The 14,030-nt window shown below is 66.8% G+C and carries 18 protein-coding genes; 12 read left to right on the forward strand and 6 right to left on the reverse strand.

What is annotated here, in order from left to right; all coding sequences use genetic code 11:
• The first annotated feature begins 2 nt into the window (after window positions 1-2).
• The 4 genes from HWD93_RS02765 (at window position 3) to HWD93_RS02780 (ending at window position 4,134) form a co-directional block, all read left to right on the forward strand.
• The gene (locus HWD93_RS02765; protein ID WP_261645973.1) at window positions 3-1,052 is read left to right on the forward strand and encodes a methionine synthase; all 1,050 of its coding nucleotides are present in this window, start codon (window positions 3-5) and stop codon (window positions 1,050-1,052) included.
• A 227-nt stretch (window positions 1,053-1,279) separates the two neighbouring features.
• The gene (locus HWD93_RS02770; RefSeq protein WP_261645974.1) at window positions 1,280-1,834 is read left to right on the forward strand and encodes a hypothetical protein; all 555 of its coding nucleotides are present in this window, start codon (window positions 1,280-1,282) and stop codon (window positions 1,832-1,834) included.
• Window positions 1,835-2,144: 310 nt separating this feature from the next.
• Complete coding sequence (locus HWD93_RS02775) at window positions 2,145-2,720, forward strand: HTTM domain-containing protein (protein WP_261645975.1); 576 nt, start codon at window positions 2,145-2,147, stop codon at window positions 2,718-2,720.
• Window positions 2,721-3,339: 619 nt separating this feature from the next.
• Window positions 3,340-4,134 (forward strand): CPBP family intramembrane glutamic endopeptidase, encoded by a 795-nt coding sequence (locus HWD93_RS02780; protein WP_261646013.1) that lies wholly within the window; start codon window positions 3,340-3,342, stop codon window positions 4,132-4,134.
• Window positions 4,135-4,196: 62 nt separating this feature from the next.
• On the opposite strand, the gene HWD93_RS02785 is transcribed toward HWD93_RS02780, so the two are convergent.
• On the reverse strand, window positions 4,197-4,973 hold the full coding sequence (locus HWD93_RS02785) for a serine hydrolase domain-containing protein (protein WP_374115134.1): 777 nt from the start codon (window positions 4,971-4,973) through the stop codon (window positions 4,197-4,199).
• 52 nt (window positions 4,974-5,025) lie between these two features.
• Window positions 5,026-5,319, reverse strand: coding sequence for a PLD nuclease N-terminal domain-containing protein (locus HWD93_RS02790; RefSeq protein WP_261645977.1), 294 nt, complete (start codon window positions 5,317-5,319; stop codon window positions 5,026-5,028).
• A gap of 96 nt (window positions 5,320-5,415) precedes the next feature.
• On the opposite strand from HWD93_RS02790, the gene HWD93_RS02795 reads away from it, so the two are divergent.
• Window positions 5,416-5,757, forward strand: coding sequence for an SdpI family protein (locus tag HWD93_RS02795; RefSeq protein WP_261645978.1), 342 nt, complete (start codon window positions 5,416-5,418; stop codon window positions 5,755-5,757).
• 62 nt (window positions 5,758-5,819) lie between these two features.
• Here HWD93_RS02795 and HWD93_RS02800 read toward each other — a convergent pair whose 3' ends face one another.
• Window positions 5,820-6,206: a hypothetical protein gene (locus HWD93_RS02800; protein ID WP_261645979.1), complete on the reverse strand. Its 387-nt coding sequence runs from the start codon at window positions 6,204-6,206 to the stop codon at window positions 5,820-5,822.
• 120 nt (window positions 6,207-6,326) lie between these two features.
• On the opposite strand from HWD93_RS02800, the gene HWD93_RS02805 reads away from it, so the two are divergent.
• The 5 genes from HWD93_RS02805 (at window position 6,327) to HWD93_RS02825 (ending at window position 9,763) form a co-directional block, all read left to right on the forward strand.
• Window positions 6,327-6,752 carry a hypothetical protein gene (locus tag HWD93_RS02805; protein WP_070417961.1) on the forward strand — a complete coding sequence of 142 codons (426 nt, stop codon included), beginning with the start codon at window positions 6,327-6,329 and terminating at the stop codon, window positions 6,750-6,752.
• A 156-nt stretch (window positions 6,753-6,908) separates the two neighbouring features.
• Window positions 6,909-7,817 (forward strand): LD-carboxypeptidase, encoded by a 909-nt coding sequence (locus tag HWD93_RS02810; RefSeq protein ID WP_261645980.1) that lies wholly within the window; start codon window positions 6,909-6,911, stop codon window positions 7,815-7,817.
• A gap of 337 nt (window positions 7,818-8,154) precedes the next feature.
• Window positions 8,155-8,820 carry an alpha/beta hydrolase gene (locus HWD93_RS02815; RefSeq protein ID WP_261645981.1) on the forward strand — a complete coding sequence of 222 codons (666 nt, stop codon included), beginning with the start codon at window positions 8,155-8,157 and terminating at the stop codon, window positions 8,818-8,820.
• Between the two features lie 30 nt (window positions 8,821-8,850).
• Window positions 8,851-9,288 carry a VOC family protein gene (locus HWD93_RS02820; RefSeq protein WP_261645982.1) on the forward strand — a complete coding sequence of 146 codons (438 nt, stop codon included), beginning with the start codon at window positions 8,851-8,853 and terminating at the stop codon, window positions 9,286-9,288.
• Between the two features lie 223 nt (window positions 9,289-9,511).
• The gene (locus tag HWD93_RS02825; RefSeq protein WP_070417933.1) at window positions 9,512-9,763 is read left to right on the forward strand and encodes a hypothetical protein; all 252 of its coding nucleotides are present in this window, start codon (window positions 9,512-9,514) and stop codon (window positions 9,761-9,763) included.
• Window positions 9,764-9,811: 48 nt separating this feature from the next.
• On the opposite strand, the gene HWD93_RS02830 is transcribed toward HWD93_RS02825, so the two are convergent.
• Entirely contained in the window at window positions 9,812-10,216 is a 405-nt protein-coding gene (locus HWD93_RS02830) for a MerR family transcriptional regulator (RefSeq protein ID WP_261645983.1), read from the reverse strand.
• A gap of 89 nt (window positions 10,217-10,305) precedes the next feature.
• Between HWD93_RS02830 and HWD93_RS02835 the strand changes: the two genes are divergently transcribed.
• Window positions 10,306-11,289, forward strand: coding sequence for an aldo/keto reductase (locus HWD93_RS02835; RefSeq protein ID WP_070417931.1), 984 nt, complete (start codon window positions 10,306-10,308; stop codon window positions 11,287-11,289).
• Window positions 11,290-11,422: 133 nt separating this feature from the next.
• Here HWD93_RS02835 and HWD93_RS02840 read toward each other — a convergent pair whose 3' ends face one another.
• Window positions 11,423-12,160 carry an SDR family oxidoreductase gene (locus HWD93_RS02840; RefSeq protein ID WP_070417930.1) on the reverse strand — a complete coding sequence of 246 codons (738 nt, stop codon included), beginning with the start codon at window positions 12,158-12,160 and terminating at the stop codon, window positions 11,423-11,425.
• Between the two features lie 179 nt (window positions 12,161-12,339).
• Entirely contained in the window at window positions 12,340-13,359 is a 1,020-nt protein-coding gene (locus tag HWD93_RS02845; protein ID WP_070417929.1) for an aldehyde reductase, read from the reverse strand.
• 90 nt (window positions 13,360-13,449) lie between these two features.
• Here HWD93_RS02845 and HWD93_RS02850 point away from each other — a divergent pair, with 90 nt between their 5' ends.
• Window positions 13,450-14,013: a TetR/AcrR family transcriptional regulator gene (locus HWD93_RS02850; RefSeq protein ID WP_070419389.1), complete on the forward strand. Its 564-nt coding sequence runs from the start codon at window positions 13,450-13,452 to the stop codon at window positions 14,011-14,013.
• Window positions 14,014-14,030: the final 17 nt, after the last annotated feature.

A 14,030-nucleotide genomic window follows, 5' to 3' on the forward strand; every position in this document is an offset into this window, starting at 1 on the left:
CCATGAGCTCTCTCCTCCCCACCGCGATCGTCGGCAGCCTGCCGAAGCCGTCCTGGCTCGCCGAGCCCGAGCGCCTCTGGTCCCCCTGGCAGCTCGACGGCGCCGCCCTGACCGAGGGCAAGCAGGACGCACTCCGGTCCGCCGTGCACGAGCAGGAGCACCGCGGGATCGACATCGTCAGCGACGGCGAGCAGACCCGCCAGCACTTCGTCACGACGTTCATCGAGCACCTCGACGGCATCGACCAGGAGCGCAAGGAGACCGTCCGGATCCGCGACCGCTACGACGCTGCCGTCCCCACGGTCGTCGGCGCCGTGAGTCGCCCCGCGCCGGTGTTCGTCGACGACGCCAAGTTCCTCCGCGCGCAGACCGATCGGCCGATCAAGTGGGCGCTGCCCGGGCCGATGACCATGATCGACACGCTCTCCGACCAGCACTACAAGTCTCGCGAGAAGCTGGCGTGGGAGTTCGCCACGATCCTCAACCAGGAAGCCCGCGAGCTCGAGGCTGCCGGCGTCGACATCATCCAGTTCGACGAGCCCGCCTTCACCGTCTTCCACGACGAGGTGCAGGACTGGGGCGTCGCCGCCCTCGAACGCGCCACCGAGGGACTCCGCGCCGAGACCGCCGTGCACATCTGTTACGGGTACGGCATCGAGGCGAACAACAAGTGGAAGGAGACGCTCGGGGCGGAGTGGCGGCAGTACGAGCAGTCGTTCCCCCTGCTGCAGCAGTCGTCGATCGACATCGTGTCGCTCGAGTGCATCCACTCCCACGTGCCCCTCGACCTCGTGGAGCTCATCCGGGGGAAGAAGGTCATGCTCGGGGCGATCGACGTCGCGACCGAGGTCGTGGAGACCCCGGACGAGGTCGCGGAGGTGCTGCGGCGGGCGCTCGAGTTCGTGGATGCGGACAAGCTCATCCCCAGCTCGAACTGTGGGATGGCGCCGCTGGCGCGGGGTGCGGCGCTGGGGAAGCTGAGTGCGCTGTCCGCTGGTGCGGACATCGTGCGGGCCGAGCTCGTCGGCGCGGAGGTCCCCTCCGCGCGCTGACCACTGCGAGGCGAAACGGCGGCTCTCTTCCGGAAGGCGGAGAGCCGCCGTTCGTGTTGCGTCCGCCGCGGGGGCGCGGCTCTCGATCCGGCCTGGAGGCGCGACTGTCGTCCGGCTGACAGGTTGCGTTGGTACGAGGCCAGGGCTACATCGATATGTTGCGCATCACACTTCGGTATGTGTACGTTGTCTTCGGCGCGGAGGGGCTGCGTCAGAAGGGGGCTTCGATGTCGAAGTTCATGATTGCGGCTGCGGCCGCTATGGTCACCGTTTCCGCTGCAACCACGGTGCCGGCGCCGTCTGCCCAGGCAGCAACACCAACGTCGCAACACGTCAGAGTGGAACGGGCTCCGCTTTCTGATCGAAACGTGATCGAGCTGTTCACCGGGCAGGGGCGGATCATCGCCGAACACCCTGAACTAGCGAAGTTCGTACCAAGCGGCGAGCAGAAGCTGACAGCTGCGCAAATCACCGCCGTGACCGCGGAGTACCAGAACGCCTACTCACAGTTCCACGACAACATCACCATCCCGCTCCAGAGCGGCGACCCGTACCGGGTCCTCGACGCGCTGCATGCCTTCCAGACCGCGACCGAGCGCATCGCCACCTCACAGCCTGCCGCCATCACCGGCGACGGCAAGTGCGCCCTGCTGATCGCCGTCGCGGTCGCGGCCACGCTCTGGTTGGGCGTCCTCGTCTGGGTTGCTGGCCGATCCGGCTCCGCCCTGACCGAGGAACAGTTCGCGGCCGAACTGGCGGCTGCTTTGCCGTCGAGCAACTGACAAGAACCTCGAGAGGAAAAACCTTCGATGTCGAAGATCATGATCGCGGCTGCGGCCGTGATGCTCACCGTTTCCGCTGCAATCACAGTGCCGGCGCTGCCTGCCCAGGCAGCAACACCGACGACGCATCACCTCGCCGCCGAGCGAGCCCCGCTCTCCGATCGGAACGTGATCGAGCTGTTCACGGGGCAGGGGCATCGGGGTTGCGGCTGGGGTTGCGCCGACCGTGATGGCGGTCCTTCACGCGTGGGTTGCGTTCTCGATCGCTGGGTCGATCTCGCTCCCCGACGGGGGCGACCAAGCGGCCGCGGTGTGCACCCTGCTCCTTGTCACCGTCAGTTTCGCCGACCGACGTCGCTGGCTGCTCGGTCCGCCGCGGACCGTCGCGAGCTGGCGCCGACAAGTGGCGCTCGGAGGTCTCATGGTCATGCGAGTGCAGGTCACTGCGATCTACCTCAACGCCGCGATCGCCAAGCTGTTTGCACCCGAATGGGTCAACGGCACAGCCGAGTACTACGTCCTTCGGGACCCGTTCTTCGGGGCAAGCGGACCGCTTGCTCCTGTCCTACGAGCTGCGACGACACTGCCCGCTGTGACGGTGGGCGTGACCTGGGGTGCGGTGATAGCGGAGATCGCGATCGGTGTGCTGATTCTGTGTGGCCCGCGAAGTCGTTCGATTGCGTTGGTCCTGTGCGTGGTGCTGCACGGGGCGATCATCATCACGATGGGGCTCTGGAGCTTCGGGCTGATCATGATTGCGATCGTCGGCATCGCCGCGATGCCGTACACGCCGCATGAGCAGACGCACCAGTTCTGGTCCCGCCTCGGCAGAAGGCACCTCGCCACCGTGCACAGCCCTAGCGTGAATGGCGTTGGGGTCCGGTGAGCGCGCAGCACGTGCGTAGCGCGTCTCTTGGCTCCCTCGCCGACGCCGTCCCCGTCTTCATCGAGATCGCAGTCACGAGTGCGTGGTGGAACCGACTCCCCGATCGGATCGCTACGACCTTCGGTCCGGACAGCAGCCCAGGCGGATACGGGACCCCGTTGGGGACGGTGAGCCTTCTCGCTGCCGTGCAGACCCTCTTTCTTGTCGCGGCGGTCGGATCGGCCTTCGCGCGAGATCGACGGAAGGGTCGGATCGCCTGCGCGGTAACCGCTGGGTTCATCGCCACTGTGGCGATCAGCTGGCTGATGATCGCGGGAGTCGCGACCTCGATCGTGGCACCAGCAGCGTGGTGGGCACTCCTGGCAGGCCCGGCGTGGGCAGTCGTTCCGTACTGGCTACTTCGCATCGACAACGAGGCACCGTGAGGCAGATCACGGCGCGAAAGGACCACAGGGAGACCACGGCAGGCAGGCCGCGGGGCACCCGATGGGGTGCGGTCAGCGTGTTCGTGTGCCTGGCGTACGGTGCAGCGTGGGGGCTGCTCTGGCCAGCGGTTCAGACGAGCGCGGATCTCTCGGATCCCGTTGGAAGCCCAGGCGCCTACATCGCGACCGTGGCGATGATGTTCACACCGGGCCTCGCAGCGCTGCTGGTCGCAGTCATGCTCCAGCGTCATCGCGGGAAAGCGCTCCTGGTTGAGCTCGGTCTGACAGGATTCTTCACCCGTCAGGGCTGGCGCTTCGCTGGCGCCGGCATCGCCGGAGCTGCGGTGCTGGTTCTGGGCAGCTGGAGTCTCGGCCTGCTGCTCGAGTGGGTGCAGCTCGATCCTGAACGGTCCGTGGCGAGAGAGCTCATCATTCGAGTCACGGGCGAGCAGCCGCCGATGCCGATGGCGCTCCTTGCGCTGCTGCAACTGGTGAACCTCCCCATCGGGATAGCGATCACGGCGATCGCTGCGACGGGCGAGGAAATCGGTTGGCGCGGCTGGCTCCTCCCGAAACTGCTGCCGCTCGGAACCGGGTGGGCCCTCAGCCTGAGCGGGGCGATCTGGGGTCTCTGGCACGCCCCCGCGATCCTGCTCGGCCTGAACTACGAGCAACGTGACCCGCTCGGGATCATCATGATGACCATCGGCTGCGTCGGTGCCGGCGTGCTGATCGGGTGGCTCCGGCTTGCGAGCGGATCGCTTCTGCCCTGCGTCCTCGCACACGCGGCGCTCAACAGCTTCGCCACGTACCAGTCGATCCTCTTTCCGCCGTTCGACCAACGCCTTGTCGGGCCGCTCGCGATCACCGGGTGGATCGTCATGACGGTCCTGATCGTGACCGGCGCATTACGGGCAACTCGACTTCGGCAGCGACGCGACTCAGAACGGGGCAGCCACGAGATCCGCAACACCGAGGCGTCTCAGTAGCCGAGCAGATGGGCCCATGAGGTCCGCTCGGAAGACAGGGGGCTCACCGGATCACCGCCGCATCAGCCGTCGCACTTCTCTCGCACCTCCCGCTCGATCAGCGCCGTGGCGATCGCATCGGCCGCATGCGGAGCCTTCGCGAGCGCATGGACCACCGCGGTGATTCCTGCGGCGTTGGCGATGACCGCGCCTGCCGCTCGCACCTCGCCGTTGATCCAGTTCGATGCCCCTTGCCGCTGCCAGCTCACCGTGCGGGAGGGCGGAGCGCCAGGCTCGAGCGCCCATTCGGCATAGCGACAGAGGTCCTCGAACGTTGACCAGACGCCGCCTGCGGCCGCGAACGACGACTCCCCGAGCGCCCACGGCCTGACCGCTTGACCGAAGAGCTTCGGCACCACACGTTCTGCCCGAGCAGGCACGAGCGTGGCAGAGCTGATCCCCGCCGGCACGAGGACGTGCTGGCGCACGGCGGCGAACCAGTCGCCGTGCACCCCCTCGAGCACGGCACCGAGGAGTGCGTAGCCGAGGTTCGAGTACACGAAGTGGCCTCGTGGCGTGACCGGCACTGCTGTATCGAGATCCAGAGGCACGCCGACGGCCTTCCGGTACGGGTCGCCGAAGAGGCTGTCACGCATCGTCACCGGAAGTCGCGGCAGCCCCGAGGTGTGGCGGACGAGGTCAGCCACGGTCATCTCGTCGTCGGCCACCCCTGGCAAGTAGTACGCGACCGGCCGGTCGACCTCGAGTGTGAGCCACGCGGTCGCCCCGACCAGCCCCTTCGTGATGCTCCCCCACTCGAGCATCGAAGCGGTGGCGTACGGCCCGCGGGGCTCGCGCACGATCCTCCAGCCGTCCGCCGCGCGAAGACTCGCGCGCCAGAGCCCGGCGGCCTCATGTGGGGTCCGCATGACGCCCTTCCCCTGATGTGTGATCGAGGTCTCGGAACCGCAGCAGCCGTTCGCGGCGCCTGGCAGCGAACCACGAGACCGGCCCGACGAAGGGCACGAACAGGACAACGAGGGCCCAGGCGAGCACGGGCCACCCCGTCGGTGACGAGGCTGCGAGCAGCGACACGAGGGCTCCGAGAGCAAGCACCAATCCGACGATGGCGATGCTCATCGTCGCGTCGTCCAGCGCTGTCGGCAGAAGCGGGTTCACGCTCCCAGCCGTGGTCAGGTTGAACATCTCGCAGACTCCCCATCCCGCTGACAATACTCATCGACAACTGAAACGTTGCCTTTGACATGTCAAAACACTAGCTTCACAACTATGGATGGAGCAATGGTCTTCGCGCTGTCTCTCGAGGTCGGTGCTGCGGTTCTCGTCACCTGGCTGACCTGGAGAGCCGCGAGCGGATCGCTGGCTCGGAACGATCTCGCCGGCGTCCGCACACGGATCACGATGTCCAGCGACGAGGCATGGCGCATCGCTCATCGTGCAGCGCTGCGTCCAACCATCATCAGCGGAACGATCGCCGTGACCTGGTGCCTGATCAGCATGGGTCTTGCCCCGCTCCGCAGTCCGGTCTCCGTCCTCGTGGCCGCAGGAGTGCTCGTCGGCGGTGCACTCCTGTCGATCCCGGTGGCGCACCGTGCCGTCCGCCGATCCTTCCCCGATCGCTGATGACAACCTCGCCCCCCGAGGAACGTGGGCGACACGCGTCAACGCGACGGCGGCTCCTGGCCTCACATGTCGGCGCTGACGCGGAGCGTGTAGCCCTCGAGAACGGTCTGGTGCTCGACGAAGTGCACGAACACCGATGCTGCATGGTCGGCTGTGAAGAGCTCTGCCGGATGCCGCGGCTCGTGTGCAGCCTGTACGTCGATGGTCTCGGTGACTGGCTCGGTGAGATCGTGATCTCGGCCCACGACGAAGAAGCGGTACTCACCGTCGTCTTCGAGACGACGGAACTCGACGCTCATCTTCTCGGCCGTGTCGCCGGCTTGCACGTAGGAGTCGCTGTACTCATCGATGACTTCCTGCGGGCCTGCACGCCAGGTCTGGTCATCGATCGGGCGGAACGTGTCGTTCAGAACGGTGATGACGACCCCGTTCGTCCTCGTGAGGACCAAGGCGGGCTACTCCACGTGCTCGTTGGCGACAGAGGTGATCTTGATGCGTACCAAATGCAGCGTGGCACACGCCTGACCGCGTCGCCGCGAAGCGTCAGGCGGACGGCGTTGACTACGCCCATGATCTCAAAGGGCCTCATCCATCAGGTGGAAAGCGCGACCGTTCGTGATCGCGACGGTGCGACGGTCGGCAAGGTGACGCAGGTGTTCCCCTCCGACGAGGACGGCAGTGCTGCCTACGTCAGCGTCGCGACGGGGCTGCTCGGGAGGCACCAAACGCTCGTCCCGGTCGAAGACGCCACCCTCGACGGCACGGATCTGCACGTCGGGTACACCAAGAATGCGATCCAGGCCGCACCCTCCCTCGGCCCCGAACACACCCTGTCCCTCGCCGAGGCGAACGCAGTCCGCAAGCACTTCGGGTTGTCCGCAGCCGGCGCGGCAACCGGAGACATGGGCGACCCGAACGAGAACCTCGATCAGGCCGGGACAGGGCCTGCCGGCGCGGATGATACCGAGGGTGCAGGCACGACGCCGCCGGCGTGATGGTGCCACAGCGCGGACATTCGCTTTCTCGCAGCACTCCTCGGCGAGTCCCGCCGCTGTGCCCTAGGAAGTCTTGAGTCGAGCGTCGGCCGGCGCCTCAACAGACCATCGGCTATCGAGACGCTGTGACGGAGGTGCTGGATAGGGTCCGGAGGCATGAAAGCAACGACGCTTGAACCTCGCACCCTGGTCGCCGGCGACACCGTCGCGATCGTTTCGCCGGCGTCCTGGCCGGAGGACTCCGTGCCCGGCTGGATTGCGCAGCAGGTCAAGTCGTGGGGTCTTCGAGCAGTCATCGCACCGCACGCACTTGACCACCGCGGCTACCTCGCCGGCACCGATGCCGCTCGCATCGACGACCTCAACAACGTGATCCGCGACCCGGCGGTCCGAGCCGTCATCGCGTCAACCGGAGGGTGCGGCAGTTTCCGGATCGTCCCGGAGGTCGACGTCGACGGCCTCCACGCCGACCCCAAGGTGCTGATCGGGTACAGCGACATCACTGCTCTGCACTGCGTGTGGGACGCTGCCGGCGTCCCGACGCTGCACGGCGCGATCGCCGGCGCTCACGCTGACCACGTCCGACGGCTGCTCATGGAGGGCGCCGAGACCGTCGTCGATGCTGACGATCGCGCCCTGTCGGCGGAGCTCTCCACGTCGGGGCGTACGGAGGGGGTGCTCTTCGGTGGCAACCTCGAAATGCTGGCGCGATCGGTCGGGGTCGTGAACCTCGACCTCGCGGGCAGGATCTTCCTCCTCGAGATCAACCGCGCCGCGGGGCTGGGCATGGTGGATCGCGCGCTGACTCAGCTGCGGTACTCCGGCGCGCTCGACGGCGTTGCCGGCGTCGCACTCGGGAGCATTGACCAGTTCGCCGGCTACGACGACCGGGGCTGGACGATCCTCGACACCCTCCGCGACCACCTCGACGCGCTCGGCGTCCCCGTCCTCGGCGGCCTGCCACTCGGTCACATCGAGGACCTCGTCACCGTGCCACTCGGCACGCACGCCGTCCTCGACGTCGACCACGCTCGCTTGACAGTCTCCGCACCGTCCGGAACCTGATCGTCCAGTGGGACGCGGTCAGTGGGACGGATCAGTGCGGAGCGGGCCCGAATCGAATAGCTCGTATTCCGCGTCGTGGTAGCGAGTCGTCGGTCCCTGCTCCGTCATCCCGAGACGCAGACAGACTCGGCGCGACGCGGCGTTATCGACCTGGGCAACCGCGATGAGCCGGTCGAGCCCGGCTGCAGAAGCGGCCGCACGCCACCTCGGCCCCCTGAACGACCGGTGTCCGTCGTTCGGAGGAGACGCGGCGCACCCAAGTGCCCGGAAGTGGCTCGTCAAAAGCCAGCTCAGTAGCTCACTTGCTGGCAGGATCGTTCCCGGCTTGGCTAAGAGTGTGACGTCTCCCGAAGTGATCCTCGTACACGGTTTGTACCACCAGCCGCAGCACATGCAGCCGCTCCGGGAAACGCTCGAAGCGCGTGGCGCCACCGTCCACGTTCCCCGCCTCCACCGGGGGTCGCTCGCGGCCGATACCGAGGCCGTGCAAGGAGTCGTTGACGCGTGTCAGGACAGGCCCGTGCTGGTCGCCCACAGCTACGGCGGTGCGGTAACCGCCGGGGTGGAGGGGGCCGCCTCGTTCGTGTTCATGGCAGCGTTCACGCCGAGGGTCGGGGAGAGCTGCGCGCAGCTTGGTGGCCCTGACGCTCCGGTGAACTCTGCCGTGCGGCCACACCCACAAGCTGGCACGTTCATCCCGGCTGACGCGGCGGTCGAGCTGTTCTACGCCGACTGTGATCCGCAGGCAGCACGGCGGGCCGTGAACCTGCTCGTGCCGCAGGCGTCGGGGCACGGGAGAGGTGTCGTCGAAGCAGCACCGTGGGAGCGCTCGGGCAGTCACTACATCGTCTGCTCGGACGACCGCGCGATGAGCCCCGCTCTGCAACTGCGGATGGCGAAGCGGTGCAGCAGTCATGAAGTGCTCAGCGCCAGCCATTCGCCGTACATCTCGCAGCCCCAGCATGTCGCGACCGCGGTGTTGGGCCGGGCCGCGGACCGGTAGCCCATGGCGGTCCGGACGGTAGACAGGGGCATGCCCTCCTCGGACGACGTCCCACACCTCCTGCAGACCGTCATCGACACGCCTGCACCGCGCGAGCTGGCCGAGTTCTACCGGTCACTCCTGGGACTCCGGTACCGCGATGGTGACGCACCCGACACCGACGAGTCGGAGCAGCCCGAGTGGCTGGTGCTGACCGCCGACGACGGAACTCGCCGTCTGGCCTTCCAACTCGCTCCTGACCTGCCGCGACCTCAGTGGCCGACAGGCTCACCCCCGCAGATGCTCCACCTCGACCTGACAGTGGACTCGACAGCAGCCCTCGAACAGCAGCGGGCTCGTGCCCTACGCCTCGGAGCGGCAGTTCTAACGGACCGATCCGCCGACGCCGTCGAACCGCTCATCGTCTTCGCTGACCCTTCCGGGCACCCCTTTTGCATCTTCGTCACTCCGCGCACCCCGTCCCGTTAGCCTGTCGGCGTGCGGTCACTCCTTGCCGTTTCGCTTGCGGATGACCCCGAGGACGATGCCGTAGACCATCACGGCCCCGATTAGGGGCAGCGCGATCCACAACCCTGATGCACCCGCAGCGAACATGGGCAGACGCTGCTCCAGCACTGGTTCGTGTGTCCGATAGTCGATCGGCTACCGGACATCGTCTGACAGCTAGAACCCATCCCATAGGGTCACGTACATGACCGAGATGAAGCGGCGCAGCATCCTCGAACGAATCGTTGGGAAGCCCCTCCCGTGGCTTGCGTGGACCTGGGCCGCTCTGGCTGTGATTTGGATCGTTCTGGCCATCGTCGACCCGTCCGGATTCCACACGTTCATGGCGATCACGTGGTCAGTTCTCGCCATCGTCCAACTCAGTGCCGCCTACTACGCCCGCAAGCAGGAGCACGGGCGAGCTCCGACAGCCGAAGCCGACACCGCTGCCCACTGATTCCACGTCTATGCCGCGTCCGGGAGCCGATGGTCGACCGGGCAGAGGTCATGCCGCCGATCGGCCGGTCGCGGCAATGGTCTCGCGGTACGCCTCGATCTTCCGTTCCAGCGCCGCGAGGTGCCGCTGCACCTCCGCCTGCCGAGCGAGGACGGTCGCATGATGCTGCTCGAGGAGCGCGAGCCGTGCGACATCATCAGCGCCAGCCCTGTACGCGGACGCGTACTCGCGCATCTCCTGCACGCTCATCCCGGTCCCGCGGAGCATCACCGTCCCGGCGAGCCAGCTCAGCGCAGCCGTGTCGTAACGGCGCCACCCGTGCTGCCCACGATCAGGAGCCGGCGCGATGCCTTCCTTCTCGTAGTAACGGATCGTGTCGACGGTGATGCCGAGCAACTCTGCCGCAGCGCTGATCGTGACCGGCTCATCGACGTGGACCTCCGGGAGCAGCATGGGTCGAGTCTCCCACTTGACATGGTGTGCGCACCAGGGTGGAGGGTCGTCATCGTCCGGGTGATCCCGGCGACGAACGGAGAACACGCATGCAGCAGATCCCTCTCGGCTCCCAGGGCCTCGTCACGTCCGCCCTCGGTCTCGGGTGCATGGGCATGAGTGCCTTCTACGGCGGCGCCACCGAGACCGGCTCCGTCGAGACCATCCGACGAGCCCTCGACCTCGGGATCACCCTGTTCGACACCGCAGAAGCGTACGGACCGTTCGAGAACGAGAAACTGCTCGGCCGGGTCCTCGGTGCCGACCGGGAACAAGTAGTCATCGCTTCGAAGTTCGCCACGGACTTCACCGACGACGGCACACCAATCGGCCTCGACGGCTCCCCGGGACATGCACGCCGCGCGATCGACCGGTCCCTCAGCCACCTCGGCACCGACCACGTCGACCTCTGGTACCTGCACCGGGCAGACCCGACCGTCCCGATCGAGGACACCATCGGCGCGATGGCTGAAGCCGTGACCGCCGGAAAAGCGCGCTACATCGGGGTCTCCGAGACCTCGGCCGAGACCCTGCGCCGTGCGCACGCGACGTTCCCGATCACGGCGATCCAGTCCGAGTACAGCCTGTTCGAGCGCGACGCCGAACACAACGGCGTCCTCGACACTGCCCGCGAGCTCGGCATCGGGTTCGTGTCCTTCTCGCCGCTGGGCCGCGGGTTCCTCTCCGGCACCCTCACCCGCAAGGACGACCTCCCCGAGGGCGACGCACGGCGAAACCTCCCCCGGTTCTCAGACGAGGCGATCAACGCGAACCTCCGCGTCGTTTCGGCACTGAAGGTCATCGCTGACGAGAAGGGAGTCACGACCGCGCAGCTGGCGCTCGCGTGGCTGATGCAGGTCGGCACCGTCCCGATCCCCGGCACCACGAAGGCGTACAGGATCGAGGAAAACGTCGCCGCCGCCGACGTCGTCCTCACCACGAGCGACCTCGCCCGGATCGAAGCTGCATCCCCGCACGGCGTCGCAGTCGGTACTCGCAACACCGAAGCAGGAATGGCACGCGACCGCGGCTGAGCTGAACGGAACGCCCCGCAGCACCAGCAGGTCCAACGGGGCGTCCATCGCGTCCGATATCCGATCCTTCACCGGACGTGCAGCATCCAGTGCTCCGCTTCCGGACGAGAGTAAGCCAGGTCGCGATTTGCCCTCAGTGAGCGAGTGGGATGTTGGGGACTGGGTACTTCTTGTTCCCGACTTGATGCCGGCCGCGCGGAACCATCAGGTCAATCGGCCCGGTGCGCGGGACGGTCACGACTTCACGATCGTCGCCTGCTGCGGCCAGCGTTCCGCGAAGAAGTTCGTCGAAGAAGTAGCGCTCCGGTCCAGCCAGGTCGATCTCACGATCAGACGGTTCCGGGTCGTGCGCGGTCGTCGCGAGGAGGTCCACAACCTCGGAGAGGTCGACTGGCTGGATGAGTGAGCGCTCCGCGATCACCCGTCCGTCGACGGTGTGCTGGTCTGCCAGCACCGGGACCCAGGAGTGGAACTGGGTCGTACGGACGATCGTCGCGGGTACCGTTGCTGACTTCAACAACCGCTCCTGGGCGACCTTGCCGCGCCAGTACCCGTTGTCCGGTCCGTCCTCCTCACCGACACCGACGATCGACAGCAGGACATGATGCCGAACCCCTGCCCGGTTCCCGGCACGCACCAGGTTCCGGGTCGTCGTCTCGAAGAACGCCGTCGCCTCGTCGTCGAAGCGCGCGATGTTGAGCGTGTTCACGATCGTGTCCACTCCGACCAGCGCGGCGTCCAGCCCGTCGCCCGTCGTCGCGTCCACGCCATTGGCGCGACTGCCGATGACTACCTCAACGCCCTCCTCCTTCAGCACCCCAGCGACTTCCGCTCCCACCTGGCCACGACCGCCCGCGATGAAGACCCTCATGTTCACCCTTCTTCTGTCTTTGACGAGATCTCGCCGAGGGCTTGACGACGGACAGCACCGACTTGTGAGGCGACCAAATGCCTCGCGCCGCTGACGGTCCTGGCACCGCCACCGCGTGAGACCAGTGCGAGCCCGCCACATCGAGTTACGGCAGGCGCCCTTCTAGGACCGCGTGAGCGTCATCGACGACTTGGCTCGTCCTTGCCGACGAGGCCGAGTTCCACGAGGGACATCGCAGTGTCGAGCAGCGTCTCGCGCACGGGGCGCGGCTCCCAGCCGAGGACGTTCTTGGCTTTGGTGTTGCTGATGACGGGCGCAACCGAGCTGTCCGATCCGTCGCTGCTGGCGGCTGCTTCGGTCAATGGAACGTGTGAGGCGAGGGAGCCGAGCTCCTCGTGGAGCAGGACAGCGACATCGCGGAAGCTCACGGATGGTCCGTCCGCGACTGCCAGGAACCGCTCCCCCGCCCCTTCTGAGCGCGTCATCGCTGCAAGGTGGAGCACAGCAGCGTCGCGCACATCAACAACGCCGAACGACTGTGCCGGCAGGCTCTCCATCGAACCGTCAAGCATCGCCTTGATGAACGCGACTGACGTCGACAGCTTCGTGCTCAGCGTCGGGCCAAAGATGCCCACGGGGTTCACGACCGAGAGCTCCAGCCCCTCCCCTTGCTGAGCAACGAAGTCCCACGCGGCTCGCTCGGCGACGACCTTCGACTTGATGTAGGGCTGCAGGTCATCCTCGGGGTTGGTCCAGTCGCTTTCAGTGAAGCTCGGAACAGCTTTGTGTGAGTACCCGACGGCTGCGAACGAGGACGTCATCACGACTCGCTCAACGCTGGCATCGCGAGCAGCCGCGAGGACGCGGAGTGCTCCGTCTCGTGCCGGCACGATCACGTCATCCTCGTGCTGCGGGGTGTCGCCGGGGAAGGGAGAAGCGACGTGCATCACGTACCGCGCCCCGGACATGGCCTCGGTCCAACCGTTGTCGGAGCTCAAGTCGGCGTACGCGAGATCGAGCCTGTCGGCAGACAGCACCCCTGCACGGTCGAGATCCTCGCGCAGCGCCGCTCCTCGGGCTGCGCTGCGGACGGTGGCGCGAACGCTGTAGCCCTGGTCGAGTAGCGCCGCGGTGATGTGCGCGCCGAGGTAGCCGTTCGCGCCGGTGACCAGCACGGTGGCGTCTGGGTTGGTCGTCATGTTCGATCCGTTCTCGTGGAAGTACAGTGGTAAGCGGAACGCGTTCCGGAACAGCGTAAACGGAAAGCGTTCCGTTTGGAAGGGGTGGGGATGAGCGATCGGAACGGCCTTCGCGCGGATGCCGTGCGCAACCGGGCGCGCGTGCTCGATGCAGCAGTGCAGTTGGTATCCATGCAAGGCGCGGACGTGCCGTTCACCGCGATCGCAGCCGCGGCGGGCGTCGGTGTCGGGACCGTCTACCGGCACTTCCCCTCGCGCATCGCCCTGGTCGAAGCTGTGTACCGGAATGAGCTCGACGCTGTCTGCGATGCTGCTGCGCACCTCGCAGCGAACGAGGAACCGGCGACTGCCCTTCGTGAGTGGTTGGACCGGTTTGTCGACTACTTGGCTACGAAAGCCGGTCTGAGCTCGGCGTTGACGGCTGCGATTGCGGGCGGCGCCCAGCCGTTTGAGCACAGCCGCGGCCGTCTGAACGATGCGCTGCAGGTGCTGCTGGCTGCGCTGGAACGAGCCGAACGGCTGCGTGACGGTGTGGCCTCGGACGACGTGCTGCTGTTGGTGGCAGGGACAGCGGTGGCTTCGGAGACGAGCGGCACGGACCGCCGGCAGCGTGATCGTGTACTGGATCTCGTCGTCGCCGCTGTGGTGGCGTAGGTCGTCCGCCGGTGAGC

The sequence above is a fragment of the Curtobacterium sp. C2H10 genome, from assembly GCF_025407985.1.
Lineage (GTDB): Bacteria > Actinomycetota > Actinomycetes > Actinomycetales > Microbacteriaceae > Curtobacterium.

Bases quoted from the DNA above. Each gene is read 5' to 3' on its own strand.
- HWD93_RS02830 (WP_261645983.1), bottom strand. From the start codon at position 10,216: ATGCTGCTCCCGGAGGTCCACGTCGATGAGCCGGTCACGATCAGCGCT.
- HWD93_RS02770 (WP_261645974.1), top strand. From the start codon at position 1,280: ATGTCGAAGTTCATGATTGCGGCTGCGGCCGCTATGGTCACCGTTTCC.
- HWD93_RS02790 (WP_261645977.1), bottom strand. From the start codon at position 5,319: ATGTTCAACCTGACCACGGCTGGGAGCGTGAACCCGCTTCTGCCGACA.
- HWD93_RS02810 (WP_261645980.1), top strand. From the start codon at position 6,909: ATGAAAGCAACGACGCTTGAACCTCGCACCCTGGTCGCCGGCGACACC.
- HWD93_RS02820 (WP_261645982.1), top strand. From the start codon at position 8,851: ATGCCCTCCTCGGACGACGTCCCACACCTCCTGCAGACCGTCATCGAC.
- HWD93_RS02840 (WP_070417930.1), bottom strand. From the start codon at position 12,160: ATGAGGGTCTTCATCGCGGGCGGTCGTGGCCAGGTGGGAGCGGAAGTC.
- HWD93_RS02805 (WP_070417961.1), top strand. From the start codon at position 6,327: ATGATCTCAAAGGGCCTCATCCATCAGGTGGAAAGCGCGACCGTTCGT.
- HWD93_RS02765 (WP_261645973.1), top strand. From the start codon at position 3: ATGAGCTCTCTCCTCCCCACCGCGATCGTCGGCAGCCTGCCGAAGCCG.
- HWD93_RS02850 (WP_070419389.1), top strand. From the start codon at position 13,450: ATGAGCGATCGGAACGGCCTTCGCGCGGATGCCGTGCGCAACCGGGCG.
- HWD93_RS02835 (WP_070417931.1), top strand. From the start codon at position 10,306: ATGCAGCAGATCCCTCTCGGCTCCCAGGGCCTCGTCACGTCCGCCCTC.
- HWD93_RS02845 (WP_070417929.1), bottom strand. From the start codon at position 13,359: ATGACGACCAACCCAGACGCCACCGTGCTGGTCACCGGCGCGAACGGC.
- HWD93_RS02780 (WP_261646013.1), top strand. From the start codon at position 3,340: ATGATGTTCACACCGGGCCTCGCAGCGCTGCTGGTCGCAGTCATGCTC.
- HWD93_RS02825 (WP_070417933.1), top strand. From the start codon at position 9,512: ATGACCGAGATGAAGCGGCGCAGCATCCTCGAACGAATCGTTGGGAAG.
- HWD93_RS02795 (WP_261645978.1), top strand. From the start codon at position 5,416: ATGGTCTTCGCGCTGTCTCTCGAGGTCGGTGCTGCGGTTCTCGTCACC.